Genomic DNA, 18,942 nt, shown 5'->3' with positions numbered 1-18,942 from the left:
CCGTCGCGGGCGGGCGGTGTCGGCAGCCGCGCTGGGTGCACTCGCCGCCGTGATGCTCCTCGGTGCATGTGGAACCGACGAGATGGAGTCGGCGATGGCTGCGCCGGGAGGGACCGCGACGCAGGCCGCCCTGGTCTGCGCGAAGGACGCCAAACCCGTCGACCTGCCAACCTCGTTCCCGGCCCAGGCGAGCCTGCCTGCCGGCTACGTGGTGACGGGCGTCGAGTCCCGGAGCGCCGGTCGCACGGTCGTGACCGCGGTCTCGCCGAAGCCCTTCAAGCAGACCCTGGCCGAGATGCAGGGCGCCTACTCGACCCGCGGGTGGACCCCGTCCGAGGGAGAGGTCGAGGAGCGGGACGCCGAGTCCAACTTCGACGGCAACGGCCTGCGCGGCAGGTGGGCCATCCGCGAGCTGCCCGACTGCACCGACAACACCACCGTGAGCGTGCTCCTCGGCTCGTAGGTCCGCAAGGCCGGTCTCCGCACACGGCAGGGCGCACCGAGCGCCCTGCCGTCGGGGTGCTCGCGGTTGTCTGGGCTGTCACAAGTCGACCCCGGACGCGCTCGGACGCGGGACGATGGAAGTGGCCGGAGCATGCGGCCCCGACCGCACCGGAAGGGGAGAGCGATGAACGCCGCAGCCAGCTCGACGAACGACACCACGAGCCATGGCATCGTCGTGGGCTACGACGGGTCGCCGGGGTCGCGCCTGGCCCTCGACTGGGCCGTCCAGACCGCCAAGCGTGACGACCGGCAGCTCACCCTGCTGCACTGCGTGGGTCTGACCATGACACCCACCTTCCGCGCGTACGACCCGGGGGTGCAGGCCCACGCGTACGACGAGATGTCGCAGGGGGTGCTGGCCGAGGCGATCGACATCGCCACGAAGACGTTGGACCGCAAGGACATCCATTCGCTCAGCGTCATCGGGAGCGCCGCCGCCGAGCTCGTCGGCGCGTCGACGCAGGCTGATCTCGTCGTGACCGGCTCCCGGGGCCACGGCGCCATCTCGGCCGGCCTGCTCGGCTCCACGTCGTATGCCGTCACGGCGCACGCGCACTGCCCTGCGGTCGTCGTTCGTGGCGACGAGGTGGTCCACGCCGGTCGTGACCACCCGGTCGTCGTGGCCTTCGACGACTCCAAGAACGCCCAGAAGGCCCTCGAGACGGGCGTCATGGTGGCTCTTGCCGCCGAGGCTCCGCTGCACCTCGTCGCAGTCGACAACGTCGGCGGTCTCGACGCCTGGCCCGAGACGGACGGCATGCTCGGCCGCGAGGAGATGATGGACCAGATGCACCGCCGGGTCGGCGAGGTCCTGCAACAGGTCGCGGACGAGGCGGCCCGGGCGCATCCCGGTCTCGACGTGCACACCAGCGTGCTCGGAGGAGGCGCCGGCGCCGCGGTCGCCGCCTACGCGGTGGACATGAGGGCCGGCCTCGTCGTCATGGGTTCGCGCGGCCACGGTGGCTTCACGGGGATGCGCCTCGGGTCGGTCAGCCACCGCGTGGTGCACGACGCTCCGTGCCCCGTCATGGTCGTCCACTGACCGGAAGATCACCGGAATCGACTGTGTGCCAGAAGGCCTCACATGGACGTGCGCGGGCTCGCCAACGGTGTCATCGTCGTGGGTTACGACGGGTCACCGGCGTCGCAACGCGCGCTCGTCTGGGCCGCGGCCGTGTCGCGCGCCCTGGGTGACTCGCTCAAGATCGTCCACGCCGTCGAGCTCGACGTCGTGCCCAGCCGCCGTGGCTACGCCCTGAGACCGCTGCAGCCGTCCCTCGAGATGGTCGCCGAGACGGTCGTCGGTAGTCCGTCCACCTGGCCGGGCACCCCGTTGGGACGCTCACGGGTCCGAGCGGTTCATGCCTTCGGCGGCCCGGCGGCAGAGCTCGTCGACGCGTCGATGACGGCCGATCTCGTGGTGCTCGGAACGCGCGGCCGTGGCCGCGCGCGCAGCTCCCTCGCGGGCTCCGTCTCGGGCGCAGTGGTGGCCAGGTCGTACTGCCCGGTCGTGGTCCTCCACGGCGTCGGGAACCACCCTCCCGGGACTCGTCGTGACGTTCCGGTGCCTGGTCCAAGCTGCGAGGTGGTCTGTGCCGTGAGGAGTGGCGCGGGCAGTGCCGAAGTGGGCAAGGTCGAGCGAATCGTCTCTGCTGCAGCGAGACTCGCATCGGCGTGCTCGGCACCGCTGCGCCTGATCACGGTCGGGGACGGTGGGCGCGCTGGCTCCGGTAGTGGCGTCGAGCCGTATGCCACCGACACGTTGGCCCTGGGCCACCCGGACACCTCCGTGACGGCTCAGGCCCTCGCCGGTGACCCGGTCGAGGTGGTAACACGGACCAGTCGTGACTGCGGCCTCCTGGTCATCGGAGCCCCACGTCACGGCGGAACGGCAGCCGTGCTCGCCGGCACCACGGCCCACCGGATCATCCACGACGCCACCTGCCCGGTCATGATCGTCCACTGAAGGGCAGAGGTGGGTCCCGGGCCCGAATCGCTGCAACTCGCAGAGGATCCGGGTCCCGGGACCGGGGCCACACGGCATACGACCGCGGGCGGGGTGGCAGGGTCAGGTGGTGGGCGGGTGCTGGAAGCCGGGACGACCGGCGGTGCCGGCTGCACGCTCGACCGAGCGACCCAGGCGGCCGACCGCGACGCCGAGGGGGCTCGACCCCCGGTCGCCGAGTGCCGGAGGCACGACGACGACGGGGCAGTGCGATGCCCGCACGAGACGGCTACCGAGCCAGCGGGCTTCGACCTCGGTCGACTGACCGGCGTCGATGACGACGAGGTCGGCGTTGCGGCTCTCCTCGACGAGGACGGCGCGGCGCTTGCCGGCCACGACCCGTGTCTCGACGAGGTGGTCGCGGCCGAGGACGTGCACGACGTCCTCGGCCAGACGCGCGGCCTCGACGTCTAAGGCGCTGTTGTCAGAGACGATCGACGGCACGCGACCGCCGGTCGCCGTCTCGGGCGCGTGCGGGCGCCAGGCCCGCACCGCGACGACGCGGCCGCCCCGCAGGGAGGCCTCCTCGACCGCCCAGCGCAGCGCGCCGGGGGAGCCACTGGTGGGACTCACCCCCACGACGATGGTGTGGGCACGCCCGAGATCGGCGACGTTCATGCGGCCGCTCCCGACTCCTCCGAGACCTTGCTCAGCGGGTCGGCCACGTCCTCGAGCGACTTCTGCTCGGCGTCGATCCCGATGAGCCAGGCGACGACGCCGCCGAAGATCATGATCACGGCTCCGGCGACGTAGCCCCACGTCAGCGGCATGCGATCCTTGCCGTCACCGATGAGCGCACCGTAGAGCACCGGCGCGATCGCACCGGCGCACTGCGCGACGACGAAGAAGTAGCTGATCGCCTGACCGCGCACCTCGAGCGGGAAGATCTCGCTCACCGTGAGGTAGGCGGCCGACGCGCCGGCCGACGCGAAGAAGAACGCGACGCACCAGAAGATCGTGTGCGTCGTCGCGTTGAGGATCTGGGCGTGGAACGCCCAGGCCGACGCGAGCAGCACGACGCCCGCGATCGTGTAGGTGCCGAAGATCATCTTGCGACGCCCGATGGTGTCGAAGAAGTGTCCCAGCAGCAGCGGACCGAGCAGGTTCCCCGCCGCGAACGGCAGGAAGTAGAGCGAGGTGTCCGCCTTGCTGATGCCGTAGAAGTTCGTCAGCACGAGCGCGTAGGTGAAGAAGATCGCGTTGTAGAGGAACGACTGCGTCACCATCATCGTGAGGCCGAGGACCGTGCGGCGTCCGTAGCGGTGGACGAAGACGTCCCACAGCACCTTGGCGCCCATCCGGTCCTCGGGCTTGACGAGGATCGCCTTGCTCTCGTCCACCTCGGGGATGTCGCCGCCCTCGCGGCGCACGCGCTCCTCGATCTCGTCGACGGTGCGCTCGGCCTCCTCACCACGACCGTGGGTGAGCAGCCAGCGCGGGCTCTCCGGGATGTGGCGGCGTAGCCAGATGATCGACAGGCCGAGGATCGGGCCGATGAAGAACGCCAGACGCCAGCCGATGTTCTCGGCGACGTTGTCGGGGTTGAGCAGGTAGAGGTTGGCGAGCGCACCGAAGAACGCGCCGAACCAGTAGGTGCCGTTGATCGCGATGTCGACGCGGCCACGGAAGCGCGAGGGGATGAGCTCGTCGATGGCCGAGTTGATCGCGGTGTACTCGCCGCCGATGCCCATGCCGGCGACGAACCGGCACACCCAGAGGAACCACATGTTCGGAGAGAGACCGGCGAGGCCCGATCCGACCAGGTAGATCACCAAGGTGATGATGAAGAGCTTGCGGCGCCCGAGCCGGTCGGTGAGTCGACCGAACGTCAGGGCCCCGACGACCTGTCCGACGAGGTAGACGGTGCCCGTGAGCCCCACCTGTGCGGCGGACATGCCGAGCGACTTCTGGAAGCCGGACTCGGACACGATCTGGATCTCGAGCCCGTCGAGGATCCATGAGATCCCGAGCCCGAAGACGACCGACCAGTGGAACTTCGTCCACGGGAGCCGGTCCATGCGGGCGGGCACCAGACTCCTGATGGCCCCGTCCGTTCGTTGTGCGACAGCTTCGCTCATCCCATCTCCTTCGATCCGAATCGCTGTGAACCGTCGGGTCAGGGCGCGCGGCGCCGCGTCCTCACCGCCGGAGTCCGTACCCCCTGCGCGCGCGGGACGAACGTGCTTCGTGCCCTCTTGTGCCGGTGGCCACCACCGGGTGCGTAGGCCGGGTGGTGGTCACGCGTCGCCCGGCTGGGTACGTCACGGTGGCAGGGCACAGGCGCCCTGCCTCGAACCGCAGGAGGAACGACATGCCGGCCAGGAAGAGCACGAGCGGGGACACCGACCTGCCCTCGACCCTCGAGCGGTCGTCGAAGAAGGCGCAGGAGACGTGGCTCGCCACCCACGACGCCGCCGTCGAGCAGTACGGCGAGGGCGAACGCGCCCACCGCACGGCCTGCGCCTCGCTCAAGCACTCCTTCGAGAAGGTCGGAGACCACTGGGAGGAGAAGGCCGAGAAGGGCCCGAGCGACGCCCAGGCGGCCCGCAGGGGCGCCGAGGCGCGGGCCCACCTGGACGACGGCGACTCGGCCGGTGGCGTGAACGCGAACGCCTCGAAGGCGCACCTGCTCGATGTCGCCCGTCGACTCGAGGTGAGGGGTCGCACCCGGATGACCAAGGACGAGCTCGTCGAGGCGATCCAGAAGGCCAACGACCGCGCCACCGCGGCTGCTCGGGCCAGAGAGTCCTAGCCGATCCGCCTGTCGCACGGACGTTTCCGGCACCACGGGTCGAAGGGGACGAAGACGTGCGGCGCGGTCCTGGCAGGTCGCTCTCTTTGGTCGCATCCCCTGACCGGGCTCGCGCCGAGCCCCTAGCGTGGTGAGCTGGGCCGTCGCAGGAGTCGGCCCAGCGGCGGGACGCTCATGCCGCCGCCGCGGAGGAGAGCACCATGTCCGTGTCACGAAATCGGGGTGGGTCTCGGGGAACCGCAGTACTCGGAGCGGTCGCCGTCGTCGCGGCTGCTGCACTGGCCACGGGAGTGGCGTCGAGCGACGCCTCTGCGGCCGGCGCGACGTCCACCTACCTGGTGGTCTACAAGGAGAGCTCGTCGACGAGTGGCGCCGGCAACGCGGTGACCGCGGCCGGTGGTCAGGTGGTCGCGACCTATGCGCCGATCAGCGTCGTCGTGGCCCGTTCGTCGAACCCGGACTTCGCGGTCCGGATGCGCACGGTCAAGGGAGTCGACGGTGCAGTGGCGATGACGAGGTTCGCCAGCGCGGTCGACGGCGGAGCCGTCGCGGACAACGCGGTCGACGCCACCAGCACCACCGACAGCGCCCCTGCCCCCGGGTCTGCCGGACTCAACGACCCGCTGTCGGGTCTGCAGTGGGACATGACGCAGATCAACGCCGGCGCCGCCCACGCGATCAGCACGGGGTCCCGGTCGGTTCTCGTCGGTGACATCGACACCGGCCTCGACTACACGCACCCCGATCTCGCGCCGAACGTGGACGCCAACGCAAGTGCCAACTGCGTCAGTGGCGCTCCGGTGCCCGGTCTGGTGGCGGCCAACGACGACAACGGCCACGGCACCCACACGGCGGGCACCATCGCCGCGGCGGCCAACGGCATCGGCATCGTCGGGGTCGCGCCGAACGTCAGGATCGCCGGCATCAAGGCCGGCGACGCCAACGGATTCTTCTTCCCCGAGGCGGTCGTGTGCTCGTTCATGTGGGCGGCCGACCACGGCGTCAACGTGACGAACAACAGCTACTTCGCGGACCCGTGGCTCTTCAACTGCCGCAACGACGCCGAGCAGCGCGCGATCTGGACCGCCGAGCGACGCGCCATCAAGTACGCCCAGTCCAAGGGCGTGCTCGTCGTCGCCGCCGAGGGCAACCAGGCTGACGACCTCTCGCACCCGACCTTCGACGCGACGAGCCCCGACGACACCAACCCGGTCCTGCGCGCCATCCCCAACGCGTGCGCCGTCGTCCCGACCGAGGTGCCGGGGGTCGTCGGCGTGACGGCGACCGGTGACCGGCAGATGAAGTCGTTCTACTCCTCGTACGGGATCTCGGCGGCCGACGTCGCGGCGCCGGGCGGTGACTCCGTCCTCCAGCAGACGGCGGCCGCCCCCAACGGTCGTGTCCTGTCGACGTGGCCGGCCTCGCTCGCCGGGTCGTGCCTGCGCAAGGTGTTCGACGGCTCGGCCCTCTACTGCTACGCCCAGGGCACCTCGATGGCGTCGCCGCACGCGGCCGGCGTCGCGGCGCTCATCGCCAGCGTCACCGGCAAGACGGGCGGGGCGCTGTCCGCAGCGCTGCAGAACGCGGTCGACCCCATCCCGTGCCCGGCGGACGTCTCGCCGTACACGTTCTTCCCGGCGGTCGACAACGGCGCTCCGCAGACGTGCCAGGGCACCTTGGCGCAGAACAGCTGGTTCGGGGCAGGGCTGGTCGACGCCCTCAAGGCCGTGGGCTGAGCGTCACACGGGCCGTCGGGCCGGGCACCGAACCCGGCCCGACGGCATACGCCCCGGCGTCGACGCGCCCTGTCTGAGTGGTCACAAAGGACCGTGGCCCCCTCCCGCCCGGCGGGAGGATGGAGGTGGCCGGAGCGATGGCCCGGTCGGGTAGCCCAGGGAAGGGGTGCACCATGAACGGCCAGGTACGGACCACGTACGGCATCGTCGTCGGCTACGACGGTTCGGCAGCATCACAGCTCGCACTCGGATGGGCCGCAGAGACGGCCCGTCAGCAGGGCAAGCACCTGACCCTGGTGCACAGCGTCAACGTGGCGAGCGTGCCCGCCTTCCCCGCGATGGACCTCTCGCAGATGGAGCCGACGCTCGAGCACGCCGCCAAGGCGCTCGTCGACGAAGGGGCCGTTCAGGCGGGGGCGACGCTCGACGCCTCGCAGATCGAGACGCAGTACTGGCTCGGCAGCCCGGCCGCCCAGCTCATCGACGCCTCGCGCGAGGCCGAGCTCGTCGTCGTCGGCAGTCGTGGACGCGGGCGGCTGCTCGCCGGGCTGCTCGGTTCGACGTCGTATGCCGTCGCCGCCCACGCCCAGTGTCCCGTCGTCGTCGTGCGCGGGCCGGAGGGCAGGACACCCGACGACGTGCCCGTGCCGGTGCGACCGGGCCGTGGTCACGACGTCGTCGTCGGGGTCGACGACTCGGACGCGGCCGTGCGGGCGGTGAACGCGGCTGCCGAGGTCGCCGAGCGCGAGGGGGCGGTGCTACACATCGTCCGCGTCGCGCACTCGCCGTCGATGGAGGCCTGGACCTACGCCGAGACGGCCAAGGGCGGCACGGAGGAGACCCACGCGATCCGCGACCACGCGGAGGAGTCGGTGACGCGCGCCGCCAACCGGGTCAGGGCCCTGCACCCCAAGGTCATCGTGACCACGGAGGTGCTCTACGGGGATCCCGGGCAGTCGCTCGCCGACCTCGGGGCCACCGCCGGCCTCATCGTCGTCGGCTCGCGCGGCCACGGCGGCTTCACGGGCATGCTCCTCGGGTCGGTCAGCCACCGGGTCATCCACGACGCGAGCTGTCCGGTCATGGTCGTGCGCTGAGACCCACCCCGTGAGTGGTCAGCCGAGGGCCTCGGCAAAGCGCCCGAGGGCGGCGTCCCAGCGCGACTTGTCGCCGGCGCCGTCCTGCGCGATCCCCTCGCCCTCGTGGTAGAGGTCGACGCGCGTGCCGTCACCCTCGGGCTTGAGCTGGAGGTCGACGATGCTGAGCGGGCCGTCCTCGTCGGCGTGCCACGAGACGCGCACCTGCTCCATGGGGTGGTAGCTGCGCACGACGCCGTGCGGGCCCTCGGTGCTGTGCCACGACTCGCCCTTGCTGCCGAGCGTGACACCCGGGCCGAGGAGGGCCTCCGTGCCTCGGGCACTGATGAGGTGCTGCCACACCCGGTCGACCGGGGCGCCCACGGTGACCGTCGAGTGCACGCCGGCGGGAGACCCGTCGAGCTCGGGGTCCGCTGCGTCCGCCGAGTCGGCTGAGTTCTCGGGGATCGACTGCGTTGAACTGCTCATGGGCACCTCCGGGTCGTTCGGACCGGCCCCCTGATGGGCCGGACCCACCACAGACAGTCGACCAAAGACTGGGCCGGATGACAATGCCTCACCGCCACCACTTCGGCCCCCGGCCCCGGGGCCTCGCTCAGCCGGTGAAGCCGGCACGGCGCAGGGCGTCGGCCATCGCGCTGTTGGCGGGTGCCTCGTCCCGACGGGGCCGGTTGGGCTGCCCGGACGCGCCCTGACCGCCCCGGGACTGGCCACCCCGGGACTGGCCGGCGCGGGGCTGGTTGCCACGGGCCTGGCCGCCGCGTCCCTGCCCCGACGAAACCTGCCCGTCGCGGTCCTGGGGACCGCCGGACGTCACCTCGTCGTCGAGTCGCAGGGTGAGCGAGATCCGCTTGCGGGGGACGTCGACGTCGAGCACCTTGACCATGACGACGTCGCCCGGCTTGACGACCTCCCGCGGGTCGCGGACGAAGTTCCTCGACAGCGCCGAGACGTGGGCGAGGCCGTCCTGGTGCACACCGATGTCGATGAAGGCCCCGAAGGCGGCGACGTTGGTCACCACTCCCTCGAGCGTCATGCCGGGTTTGAGGTGCTTGATCTCCTCGACGCCCTCCTTGAAGGTGGCCGTCTTGAAGGTCGGTCGCGGGTCGCGTCCCGGCTTGTCGAGCTCGCTGATGATGTCGGTGACCGTCGGCAGCCCGAAGGTGTCGTCGACGTAGTCCGCGGGCCGGATCGACTGCAGCGCAGCGGAGTTGCCGATGAGCGAGGTCAGCTGCTGGCCGGTCGACTCGAGCATCCGTCGGACGACCGGGTAGGCCTCCGGGTGCACGGCGGACGCGTCGAGCGGGTCGTCGCCTCCGGGGATGCGCAGGAAGCCGGCGGCCTGCTCGAAGGCCTTGGGGCCGAGGCGAGGCACGTCCTTGAGGGCCGTGCGGGTGCGGAACGGCCCGGCGGCGTCACGGTGCGCCACGATGCTGTCGGCGAGGCCCGGGGTGATGCCCGAGACGCGCGTCAACAGGGGAGCGGAGGCGGTGTTGACGTCGACCCCGACCGCGTTGACGCAGTCCTCGACGACGGCGTCGAGGGAGCGCGAGAGAGCCGTCTGGCTGATGTCGTGCTGGTACTGCCCGACACCGATCGACTTTGGGTCGATCTTGACGAGCTCGGCGAGCGGGTCCTGCAGGCGGCGGGCGATGGAGACGGCCCCGCGCAGCGAGACGTCCATGCCGGGAAGCTCCTGCGAGGCGAACGCGGAGGCCGAGTAGACGGAGGCGCCCGCCTCGGACACGACGGCCGACGTCAGCCTGAGCTCGGGGTGGGCCTTGATGAGGTCGGCGGCGAGACGGTCCGTCTCGCGAGAGGCCGTGCCGTTGCCGATGGCGATGAGGTCGACCGAGTGCTCCTTGGCGAGCCGGGCGAGCGTCGCGAGCGAGCGGTCCCACTGGTTCTGCGGCACGTGCGGGTAGATCACGTCGGTCGCGAGGACGCGGCCGGTGCCGTCGACGACCGCGACCTTGACCCCCGTCCGGAAGCCGGGGTCGAGCCCCATCGTGGCGCGTGCACCGGCGGCCGCCGCGAGGAGCAGGTCGCGCAGGTTCGCGGCGAAGACGCGCACGGCCTCCTCCTCGGCGGCGCGGCGCAGCTGCATCCGGGCGTCGATGCCGAGGTGCACGAGGATCTTGGTCCGCCACGCCCAGCGGACGGTCCCGGCGAGCCACTCGTCGGCCGGTCGGCCGGTGTTCTCGATGCCGAAGCGCCGCGCGATCGCGCGTTCGTATGCCGTGGGGCCGGGCTGCTGCTCCGCCGCGGGGTCGTCGGGGTTGATCTCGAGGGAGAGGACGTCCTCCTTCTCGCCGCGGAAGAGGGCGAGGATCCGGTGGGAGGGCAGCTTCGACAGCGGCTCGGCGAAGTCGAAGTAGTCGGAGAACTTGGCGCCCTCCTCCTCCTTGCCCGCGCGCACGCGGGACCCGACGTGGCCCTGCTTCCAGACGCGGTCGCGGAGGTCCCCGATGAGGTCAGCGTCCTCGGCGAAGCGCTCGACGAGGATCGAGCGGGCGCCGTCGAGGGCGGCGGCGGCGTCGGCCACCTCACGGTCGGGGTCGACGAACCCGGCCGCGGCGGCGGACGGGTCGGTGTCGGGTGCGCCGAGCAGCAGGTCGGCGAGCGGCTCCAGGCCGGCCTCACGGGCGATCTGCGCCTTGGTGCGCCGCTTCGGCTTGAAGGGCAGGTAGATGTCCTCGAGGCGGGCCTTGGTCTCGGCCGCGAGGATCTGGGCACGCAGGGTGTCGTCGAGCTTGCCCTGCTCCTCGACGGAGGAGAGCACGGCCGCGCGGCGCTCCTCGAGCTCGCGGAGGTAGCCGAGGCGCTCCTCGAGGGTGCGCAGCTGCGCGTCGTCGAGGCCGCCCGTGACCTCCTTGCGGTAGCGCGCCACGAAGGGCACGGTGGAGCCGCTGTCGAGCAGCCCCACGGCGGCGGTCACCTGTCCGTCGCGGACGCCGAGCTCCTCCGCGATGCGACGTTCGATCGACGGGACCTTCACCTGCACGTTCACTGGGGCTGCACTCCTGCTCGTCGACGACACACCGGGCCCCGCATTCTGCCGTGCGCCGCGGGAGCCGTCTCGCGCGGGGCGGCTCCGGCCGGGACCGAGGTCAGGATCTGATGGGCCACCGAGGCGTCATGCGATCGGGGCGGTGGGCCTCGAACCAGGCGAGGGCCGCGAGGACGCCGAGGTCGTCGAAGCGGCGACCGGAGACCTGCACCCCGAGGGGGCGGCCGTCGTCGGTGAAGCCGCAGTTGACCGTCCCGGCCGGCTGACCCGAGAGGTTGTAGGGCGCGGTGAAGCCGATGTGGGGCATGGCCGCGTCGTCCTCGCCCCACGGCATCGGCCACTCGGCGGGGAATGCCGGCATCGGTGCGACGGGTGAGAGCACGAGGTCGAAGGCCAGTGTCGCGGCCACGGTGGCCTGCTGGATGGCCATGGTGCCCGCGTAGTCGCGCAGCGAGCGGACTCCGTCGACACCTCGTCCGGCCTCGGCCCAGCGGCGGACGTAGGGCAGCACCCGCTCGCGCGCGTGCGGGTCGAGCCCGTCGAGGTCCGAGAGCGACCGGACCCGCCAGAACCGGTCGAGGTCCTCCAGCCAGTCCTGCCTCATGAACGGCTCGACGGGGGTGACGTCGGCGCCCGCGCGCCTGAAGACGTCGGCGGCGTCCTCGACGGCGGCCCGGACCGCCGGTTCGACGGGCAGGCCGCACCCGGCGTCGAGGTGCAGGCCGACCCGCAGCCCCCTGGGCTCGAGCGGCAGCGGTCCGGCGGGCAGGGGCTCCGGGGGCAGGCTCGTCCAGTCGCGGGCGTCGGGCCGGCTGATGACCGACAGGAGCAGGGCCGCGTCGGCCGCGGTGCGCGTGATCGGCCCGGCGACCCGACCGAGGTAGGGCGCGTCCAGGGGCACTCGACCCGCGCTGGGCTTGAGCGTGGTCAGCCCGAGCCAGGTGCCGGGGAGCCGGATCGAGCCGCCGATGTCGGTGCCGACGTGGAGCGGCCCGTAGCCGGCAGCGGCCGCGGCGCCGGCGCCGGAGCTCGACCCGCCGGTCGTCAGCGCCTCGTCCCACGGGGAGCGGGTCGTGCCGTGGAGGCTGGAGACGCCGGAGCTGAGCATGCCCCAGTCGGGCATCACCGTCGAGCCGATGACGATCGCCCCGGCCTCCTCGAGCCGTTCGACGACGGGGCTGCTGCGCAGTGGCACCGTGGGAGTCACCCCGGCGTTCCCGAGGGGCATGGGGACGCCGGCGCGGCCCAGGTTCTCCTTGACCGTGACCGGCACACCGTCGAGCGGTCCCCGGGCTGTGCCGTCCCGGTGGCGGCGCTCGCTGGCGACGGCGAGCGCGTGGGCCGTCTCGAGGTCGTGCACGAAGAGGGCGTTGAGGGTCGGCTCGCGGGCTGCGATGACCTCGGCCACGTCGCGGACGACGTCGACGGGCGAGAGGGACCCCGCGGCATACGCGACGAGGAGTTCGGTGGCGCTCGAGGCGGCAGGACGATCCATGACGGTGGCCTCCCTTCCGCGGTGCCCGCGTGGTCCACGACCTGCGGCAGGCGTCCACGCTAACGCGTGTGGACAACGCGCACCGACTGTCACCGGTCGCCGTCATCCTCGTGGCATGCGCTTCGACGAGCTGCCGCGGGACTGGGCCCAACGACCGATCACCGACCCCGACGTGCTCGAGGGGGTGGTGGACCTCATCGTGCCGGAGCAGGCCCGGTCCGAGGGTGCGACCTACCTGTTGCTGTGCCACCCGAACCGCCGGTTGCTCCAGCCGATCTGCCTGTCGGACCAGCCCGGGCGCGCCGCCGTCGGTGAGGTGGCCGAGAGAGTCCGGCTGATGCTGGCAGAGGTGTCGCGGCACGACGTGCACGACGTCGTCGTGGTCATCGCTCGTCCGGGGCGGGTGACGCCGACGTCGCGCGACCTGGACCTGCGGGCTGCGTTCGAGGGCGCCTGTCGCGCGACGGGAATCACCGTGCACGCCGTGGCGATCGCGGCGCCCGACGACGTGGCCGTGCTGCCAGCGGGAGGCCAGTGGGCGGCTGCGTGACCCGGGGAGAGAGTGGCGCGACGGCGTGGGCTCGATGCCGTGGCGTCGCCTCGCTCCCGCGGTTTCGGCGGGGTAGCGTCCAAGCCGTGGTCGCGACCGCCGCGATGACGTCACGAGCCCCGGAGGACCGATGGCCCAGCAGGCCCACAGCAGTGGGAAGAGAGTGACGCGCCGCTACCGTCGAGGCGTCGGCGGAGCCTGGTGGGCGTCGCTCGTGGTCGTCACCGCGCTGCTCGGCTTCGTCGGGCGCAGCGACAGTGGTTTCTGGAGCGTGTTCCTGTGGAGCATCGTCGGCTTCGTCGTGGGCTCACTCGTCTCGATCGCGCTCTCCGGGCGCCTGGTGCGGGCCACGTCGGAGGACGAGGCTTTCGCCGGACTGCCCGCCGGCGGGGCGGAGGCAACGCGATGAAGTGGTTGCTCATGGTGGCGTTCGTGCTCGGTGCCGCGATCACGTGGTTCCTGACGGTCAGGCGCGTCAGCCGGACCCTTCCGGCAGGGGAGGCGGCGGAGACCGAGATCGTCGAGCCCGAGATCGCTCCCGTGGTCTCGCCCGGTGGAGCGGTGGCGGGCGGCGTCGGGGTCGCGGGTGGCGCCGACCTCGTGGCCGCGACCAGCGCGGGTCTGATCGACGCTGCTGGAGACACGTCCCACGTCGAAGACCCTGCCGGTGACGGCGAGGACGCCGGGGACGACGCGAGCGGGTTCGGCGGGGTCCACACACCCGCATCGGAGTCGACGGGTGCCGCCGAGGGGTGGGACCGGGACGCCGAGGACGAGGACACCCTCCTGTCCCACGCGCCCTCCGGAGGGGCCCGAGCGAGCATCCCGCCGGTCGCCGACGCGACACCGAGCGGTGATCTGGCCGGCGTGGGCGACCCTGCCGAGGTGGCAGCCGTGGACGATCTCGAGGCCGAGACGGAGGACCCTGAGAAGCCGGACCAGGACTCCTGACCTCTGCCGCAGCGTGGTTCACGGGTGACTCGGGCTCTGCTGCAGGAAGGCGTCGAGGTGCCGTGGGCCTGTCTGAGTCGCCTCGCTACCCACGCCACGGCCACCACCGGGTCGGACCGGTAGCCGGCGGTTCAGTGGTTGACGAGGACGCCCTTCGCCTCGCGGACGGTCACGGTGGTCGAGGGCCCCGGCACGGTGACCGTCGACGGAATCTCGTCCCACGTCGACCCGTCGATGCTGAAGTCCGCCCCGAACGTCGTGTCGACCCGCACCGGGTACCGGCCCGAGGTCTTGTAGACGTGGGTGATGTCACCGTCGGGGTAGACGCCGCCGGTCGAGGAGGTGGGCCCCACGCTCGAGCCGTCGCCGAAGAGGTAGGTGAAGCCGACCAGCTTCGGACGGATCTGGACCGGGATGCCGCGCAGCACGGATCGGTCGACCTCGCCGGGCTGGAATCCCGCCGTCGACCAGTTGACTTCGTAGAAGGTGCGCAGGTTCACGAGCGTCGTGTTCCCGGCGGGCTGGCTCGAGATCTGCGGCTTGGACCAGGGAGTCCGCAGGAACGCAGCCTTCAGATCAGCCATCGTCAACGTCGGCCGAGCCCCAGGCGCAACATCGGCCGCACATGTCAGACCAATCAGAGTCCACGGACCGACAACTTTGGCGTCGAGAAGTGTCCTTCTCCAAATCCTCAGACGAGGTCCCACCTCTCCAGTTGGACAGGAACGCAGGGCGCCCGTGCAGGTGACCGCTTCGGTGCCAGTGTCCGGCTTTGCGTTATAGCAGTCTGCGAGAGACCTGTATTCGTAAATAGGCAGATGCTTATCTCGATCTACGATCACGACGCCGCCCGAGTCGCCTGGATATTTTGGCAACGCCCTTACTTTGTCTCGCGGCAGCAGGTCAGCGAAGGCGCCGTCGCCGGTGGTTCCGCAGTCGACCCAAGCGTCATCGCAGGGGTCACTCCCCAAGGCATATGTCGGCGCCGCGACCACGCTTAAAGCCAAGGCCGCCAGGAGGGCGCACGCAGCCCGCATCATGATGCTGTCTGCAGCTTGGTTGCTATCCAGTGTCCGCCGTTGAGCGATATGGACATCACGAAAGTTCCTGGCCCATCAGCTGTTCGCCTCACAGTGGCACCTTTCGAGTCCACCACATCCACGGACTTCTGCTCAACATCGATAAGCACTTGAGCTGCCGACGTCGAGAAGGTTAGGGAGCTTGTCGCGCTAACCCGGATCGAGTCGCCGGTGTGGCGCTGCTTCTTGGTCTCAAGAATCTTCAGTGATTTGTACATCGCCTGACATGTCTCGCAGCTTGGAGCGAAGAGGCCAGCGAGCACTCTGGAGTCGGGCTTGGACGCGCCAGCATTCAGGGACTCAATAAAGAATCTTGCGAAGGCCTGGGCTCCCGCAGCTGTTCTTGCGCGGGCGGCGTCGGGGATTCGGGCCAAGACGGGGTCGACGGACGTCGTGGGGCTGGGAGCAGTTGACGTCGTCGAAGGGGCCGCCGACGTGGAGGTCGTCGTCGATGCGGCCGGGGGAGCGGTCGTGACCGTCGTCCCGGGGTCCCCGCTGGTGCAGGCCCCGAGCAGCGCGGCGGCGAGGCCGGCGGCGGCATACGGCAAGAGCGTGCGGTGTCGGTGCTGGCGTACGGCGGCGGTCATCGGCGTCCCCTGTCGATCGTCGATCATCGTGCTGTTGCGTGCTCGGGAGGGCAGTTCGGGGCCCTCGTTCCTGCACGGCAACCTACGACCATCCTCACGCTCCCGCATCCCGGGCGCAGGCGGTCATCCACAGGCCCCCGCGCGCCAGCCACGCACCCGGTCGGGTAAGAATGGAGGCCTCTCGCTGCCGTCAGGGGCCGTTCGACGCTGCGATGCCTGGGGACCGACGACGACACCCCGCGAGTTTCGAAGCACGGGCGACTGGCAGGTAACCTTCTCGCGGTCCTGCACGCACCTCCACGCGCGCAGTAGCTATGCGTCCTAGAAGTGGGCGTGCAAGGAGCCTCATGTCTCGCACTGACACCGTCGACGTCAAGCGTTGGCGCGCCAAGTACGCCCTCATCGAGCGGGCGGCCGAGGCGGACAAGGACGCGCAGGCCCTCTTCGCCGAGCTCGATTCGGAGCGCGGCGCCCGCAACGGGGAGCTGCGCGAGATCCTCGCCGACCTCGTCGCCTCCAGCGACCTCGTCGCCTTCAAGGAGGCGATGAACCAGTGGACCCGCAAGGACGGTCCCTACGTCGGATTCGGACCCGTCGGCGGCCCCTGGCTCGCCGCCCTCGTGCGCCGCGCCGAGGAGGAGTACGCCGAGGTCGTCGGTCTGCTCAAGCTCACCCTCCAGACGCCTGCCTCCCCGCAGGACGCCGCTGACAAGCTCCAGGCGATGGAGGCCTTCCTCGCCCGCGGCGGCTCCCGCGGGCACCGCGCCCCGGGACCGGGCCACACGGCATACGTCCTCTCGCTCTTCTGGTCGACCGACGACGGCGGCGAGTGGCCGCTCATGTGGGAGAACGCCCCGCACATGCTCCAGCGGCTCGGGTGGCTCGAGCGCGGCCTGAGCCACGCCGAGCGCTACGTCGCCTTCGCCGACCTGTGTGGCGCCCTGCGACCCGACGACCCGAAGTACGCCGCCCGCATCCTCTGGTACCTCAAGGAGTCGGGCGCCTTCGTCGGCATCGCCCCGCGGGCGCTCGACGTGTGTGTCGAGGCGGCCGAGATCGCCGCCGACTTCCGCTCGTCGACCGGCTACGGCGAGGCGCGGCGCGAGGAGCGCGCCGCCGACCTGGCCCGCCAGCTCCGCGGCGAGGCCGACCACATCTCCGACAGCCTCATCGAGCGGCTCTCCGCCGAGACCGGCCTCTACCTCGAGGCCCCCACGCTCGCGCTCCAGCAGCACGCGGGCGAGGACACCGCCTACCGGTCCGACCTGTATGCCGCGTGGATCCTCGTCGGGGGCGCCGGTGCCCCCGGCTTCCGGCTCTGGGTCACGCCGTCCGGTGTCGCGTTCGGCCTCCACGGTGGCTGGGAGGGCGAGTCCGACCAGCAGCACCGCGAGGTCGGCACCATCGTCCAGGAGCACCTGCCCCGCGGCCTGACCTTCCTGCGCGTCCACGAGGACGGCCGCCCCGACCGGCTCGAGCCCGTGGGCCGCGAGTACCCCGGCGGCGAGACGTTCGTCGGTCGCTGGTGGAAGGGCGAGGAGGCGGTCGGGCGCGCCGACTTCGCCGACGAGATCCTGACCACCGCCCGCGCGCTGACGCCGCTGCTGCGGTTCATGACGTCGAGCCAGCGGGGCCCGCTCGACGACCCCAGCCTCGAGCTCGCCGCCATGGTCGACCTCGACACCGAGGTCGAGATCTTCAGGACCGAGCGGCCCTACCCGAGCGAGCGCGACGCCTGGCACCAGGAGCAGCGCCGCGTCTTCGCCGCCTGCCTCTCGCGCGAGGGCCTCGAGGACTTCGACCTGCCGACCTTCAAGCGGATCGTCTCCACCCGCGGCTACGGCGACATCGGCGGCCAGTCCGTCCTCATCAGCAGCATCAACGCCCTCGACGCCGCCGGCATCGACGAGCTGCGCGTCATGGTCCGCAACCTGCTCTGGGGCGAGGGGCGCGACGAGGAGCGGATCAACCGCGTCCTCGGCTCCGACGACGTGCCGGTCCAGGGTTTCGGCGAGAGCGTCGTGCTCAAGCTCTTCGCCATCGCCCACCCGGAGCACTGGCTGCCGCTCTTCACGCTCGGCGGCGACTCGGGCAAGATCGCCATGCTCGGGCGGCTCGGCGGCCCCGCGCGCTGGACGGACGGCAAGTCCCGCGGCCGCACCCACGTCGAGACGAACGCCCTGCTCAAGCAGACGCTCGACCCGCTCCTGCCGGACGACCCGTGGGGCCAGGCGCAGCTCGCCTACTGGCTCATGCGCCGCTCCGACAAGGCGCTCATGCCCGACCACGACGCCCTCGGCGAGGCCGCCGCGGAGCTGCTCATCGAGGAGGACTTCCTCCGCGAGATCCAGGGTCTGCTCGAGGAGAAGAAGCAGGTCATCTTCTACGGCCCGCCCGGGACCGGCAAGACCTACCTCGCGCAGCGCTTCGCCCAGGCCCTGCAGCCCGACCCGGCCAAGCGCGACATCGTCCAGTTCCACCCGAGCAGCAGCTACGAGGACTTCTTCGAGGGCTTCCGGCCGCAGATCGACCACCAGGGCCAGATGGTCTACGAGCTGCGCAAGGGACCGCTGGCGCTGCTCGCCGAGGCGGCCGAGGCCGACCCGCTGACGCCGCACATCATGATCATCGACGAGATCAACCGCGCCAACCTGCCCCGCGTCTTCGGTGAGCTCCTCTTCCTCCTCGAGTACCGCTCGCACTCGGTCAAGACGAGCTACCGGCCCGACGAGGGGTTCGAGCTCCCGCCGAACCTCTACTTCATCGGCACGATGAACACCGCCGACCGCTCCATCGCGCTCGTCGACGCCGCCCTGCGACGCCGTTTCGACTTCGTGCCCTTCATGCCGCACGACGGGCCGATGGAGGGCCTGCTGCGCCGGTGGCTCGAGGCGAACGACGGCCCCGTCTGGGTCGCCGAGCTCGTCGACCGGGTCAACGAGGACCTGCGCCGGGCCCTGCGCGGCCCGCACCTGCAGATCGGCCACAGCTACTTCATGCGCCCCGGGCTCGACGGCGACGAGGCGACCCTGCGCCGGATCTGGGACTACAACGTCTACCCGTTCATCGAGGACCAGCTGTACGGGCGCGAGCACGAGCTGGCCCAGTTCCGCTGGGAGAACGTCAAGGCGCGCTACGGTCAGTTCGACCTGACCAGGCCGTGACCGGGCCATGAC

17 protein-coding genes are annotated in these 18,942 nt (G+C 71.1%); 10 read left to right on the top strand and 7 right to left on the bottom strand.

Annotated features, from left to right (window positions below):
* The first annotated feature begins 94 nt into the window (after positions 1-94).
* The 3 genes from TAE01_RS04375 (at position 95) to TAE01_RS04365 (ending at position 2,470) form a co-directional block, all read left to right on the top strand.
* Positions 95-463: a hypothetical protein gene (locus tag TAE01_RS04375; protein ID WP_147063812.1), complete on the top strand. Its 369-nt coding sequence runs from the start codon at positions 95-97 to the stop codon at positions 461-463.
* Positions 464-628: 165 nt separating this feature from the next.
* The gene (locus TAE01_RS04370; protein WP_186815035.1) at positions 629-1,546 is read left to right on the top strand and encodes a universal stress protein; all 918 of its coding nucleotides are present in this window, start codon (positions 629-631) and stop codon (positions 1,544-1,546) included.
* 42 nt (positions 1,547-1,588) lie between these two features.
* Positions 1,589-2,470, top strand: coding sequence for a universal stress protein (locus TAE01_RS04365; protein ID WP_147063808.1), 882 nt, complete (start codon positions 1,589-1,591; stop codon positions 2,468-2,470).
* A gap of 102 nt (positions 2,471-2,572) precedes the next feature.
* Here TAE01_RS04365 and TAE01_RS04360 read toward each other — a convergent pair whose 3' ends face one another.
* Complete coding sequence (locus TAE01_RS04360) at positions 2,573-3,127, bottom strand: universal stress protein (protein ID WP_147063806.1); 555 nt, start codon at positions 3,125-3,127, stop codon at positions 2,573-2,575.
* Positions 3,124-4,587 carry an MFS transporter gene (locus TAE01_RS04355; protein ID WP_186815034.1) on the bottom strand — a complete coding sequence of 488 codons (1,464 nt, stop codon included), beginning with the start codon at positions 4,585-4,587 and terminating at the stop codon, positions 3,124-3,126. The genes TAE01_RS04360 and TAE01_RS04355 overlap by 4 nt, the downstream gene beginning before the upstream one ends.
* Before the next feature lie 233 nt (positions 4,588-4,820).
* Between TAE01_RS04355 and TAE01_RS04350 the strand changes: the two genes are divergently transcribed.
* The 3 genes from TAE01_RS04350 to TAE01_RS04340 all read left to right on the top strand — a co-directional run bounded on the left by TAE01_RS04350 (position 4,821) and on the right by TAE01_RS04340 (position 8,094).
* Positions 4,821-5,261, top strand: a complete 441-nt coding sequence (locus TAE01_RS04350; protein ID WP_147063796.1) for a ChaB family protein — start codon at positions 4,821-4,823, stop codon at positions 5,259-5,261.
* Between the two features lie 200 nt (positions 5,262-5,461).
* On the top strand, positions 5,462-6,997 hold the full coding sequence (locus TAE01_RS04345) for a S8 family serine peptidase (protein WP_147063793.1): 1,536 nt from the start codon (positions 5,462-5,464) through the stop codon (positions 6,995-6,997).
* 173 nt (positions 6,998-7,170) lie between these two features.
* Positions 7,171-8,094: a universal stress protein gene (locus TAE01_RS04340; protein ID WP_147063791.1), complete on the top strand. Its 924-nt coding sequence runs from the start codon at positions 7,171-7,173 to the stop codon at positions 8,092-8,094.
* A gap of 18 nt (positions 8,095-8,112) precedes the next feature.
* On the opposite strand, the gene TAE01_RS04335 is transcribed toward TAE01_RS04340, so the two are convergent.
* The 3 genes from TAE01_RS04335 to TAE01_RS04325 form a co-directional block, all read right to left on the bottom strand.
* A complete protein-coding gene (locus tag TAE01_RS04335) occupies positions 8,113-8,562 on the bottom strand; it encodes an SRPBCC family protein (protein ID WP_186815033.1) in 450 nt (149 codons plus the stop codon).
* 127 nt (positions 8,563-8,689) lie between these two features.
* Positions 8,690-11,104: a Tex family protein gene (locus tag TAE01_RS04330; RefSeq protein WP_186815032.1), complete on the bottom strand. Its 2,415-nt coding sequence runs from the start codon at positions 11,102-11,104 to the stop codon at positions 8,690-8,692.
* Positions 11,105-11,204: 100 nt separating this feature from the next.
* Positions 11,205-12,599: an amidase gene (locus TAE01_RS04325; protein WP_147063789.1), complete on the bottom strand. Its 1,395-nt coding sequence runs from the start codon at positions 12,597-12,599 to the stop codon at positions 11,205-11,207.
* A gap of 115 nt (positions 12,600-12,714) precedes the next feature.
* Here TAE01_RS04325 and TAE01_RS04320 point away from each other — a divergent pair, with 115 nt between their 5' ends.
* The 3 genes from TAE01_RS04320 to arfC all read left to right on the top strand — a co-directional run bounded on the left by TAE01_RS04320 (position 12,715) and on the right by arfC (position 14,100).
* Positions 12,715-13,149, top strand: coding sequence for a hypothetical protein (locus tag TAE01_RS04320; RefSeq protein ID WP_147063788.1), 435 nt, complete (start codon positions 12,715-12,717; stop codon positions 13,147-13,149).
* 130 nt (positions 13,150-13,279) lie between these two features.
* Positions 13,280-13,558 carry a hypothetical protein gene (locus TAE01_RS04315; protein WP_147063786.1) on the top strand — a complete coding sequence of 93 codons (279 nt, stop codon included), beginning with the start codon at positions 13,280-13,282 and terminating at the stop codon, positions 13,556-13,558.
* Positions 13,555-14,100: a channel accessory protein ArfC gene (gene arfC / locus TAE01_RS04310; RefSeq protein WP_147063784.1), complete on the top strand. Its 546-nt coding sequence runs from the start codon at positions 13,555-13,557 to the stop codon at positions 14,098-14,100. The genes TAE01_RS04315 and arfC overlap by 4 nt, the downstream gene beginning before the upstream one ends.
* A gap of 131 nt (positions 14,101-14,231) precedes the next feature.
* Here the strand turns inward: arfC and TAE01_RS04305 are convergent, their stop codons facing one another.
* Both TAE01_RS04305 and TAE01_RS04300 read right to left on the bottom strand, forming a co-directional pair.
* Positions 14,232-14,684, bottom strand: a complete 453-nt coding sequence (locus TAE01_RS04305; RefSeq protein WP_147063782.1) for a hypothetical protein — start codon at positions 14,682-14,684, stop codon at positions 14,232-14,234.
* A 452-nt stretch (positions 14,685-15,136) separates the two neighbouring features.
* Entirely contained in the window at positions 15,137-15,766 is a 630-nt protein-coding gene (locus TAE01_RS04300; RefSeq protein ID WP_147063780.1) for a DUF6318 family protein, read from the bottom strand.
* A 347-nt stretch (positions 15,767-16,113) separates the two neighbouring features.
* Here TAE01_RS04300 and TAE01_RS20660 point away from each other — a divergent pair, with 347 nt between their 5' ends.
* A complete protein-coding gene (locus TAE01_RS20660; protein ID WP_222594057.1) occupies positions 16,114-18,930 on the top strand; it encodes an McrB family protein in 2,817 nt (938 codons plus the stop codon).
* Positions 18,931-18,942 lie beyond the last annotated feature (12 nt).

The sequence above is a fragment of the Terrabacter aerolatus genome (assembly GCF_007991735.1).
In the GTDB taxonomy this organism is placed as follows: Bacteria; Actinomycetota; Actinomycetes; order Actinomycetales; family Dermatophilaceae; genus Terrabacter; species Terrabacter aerolatus.
Note: the sequence above shows the minus strand (reverse complement) of the source record. Positions and strands in the feature narration are given on the sequence as shown.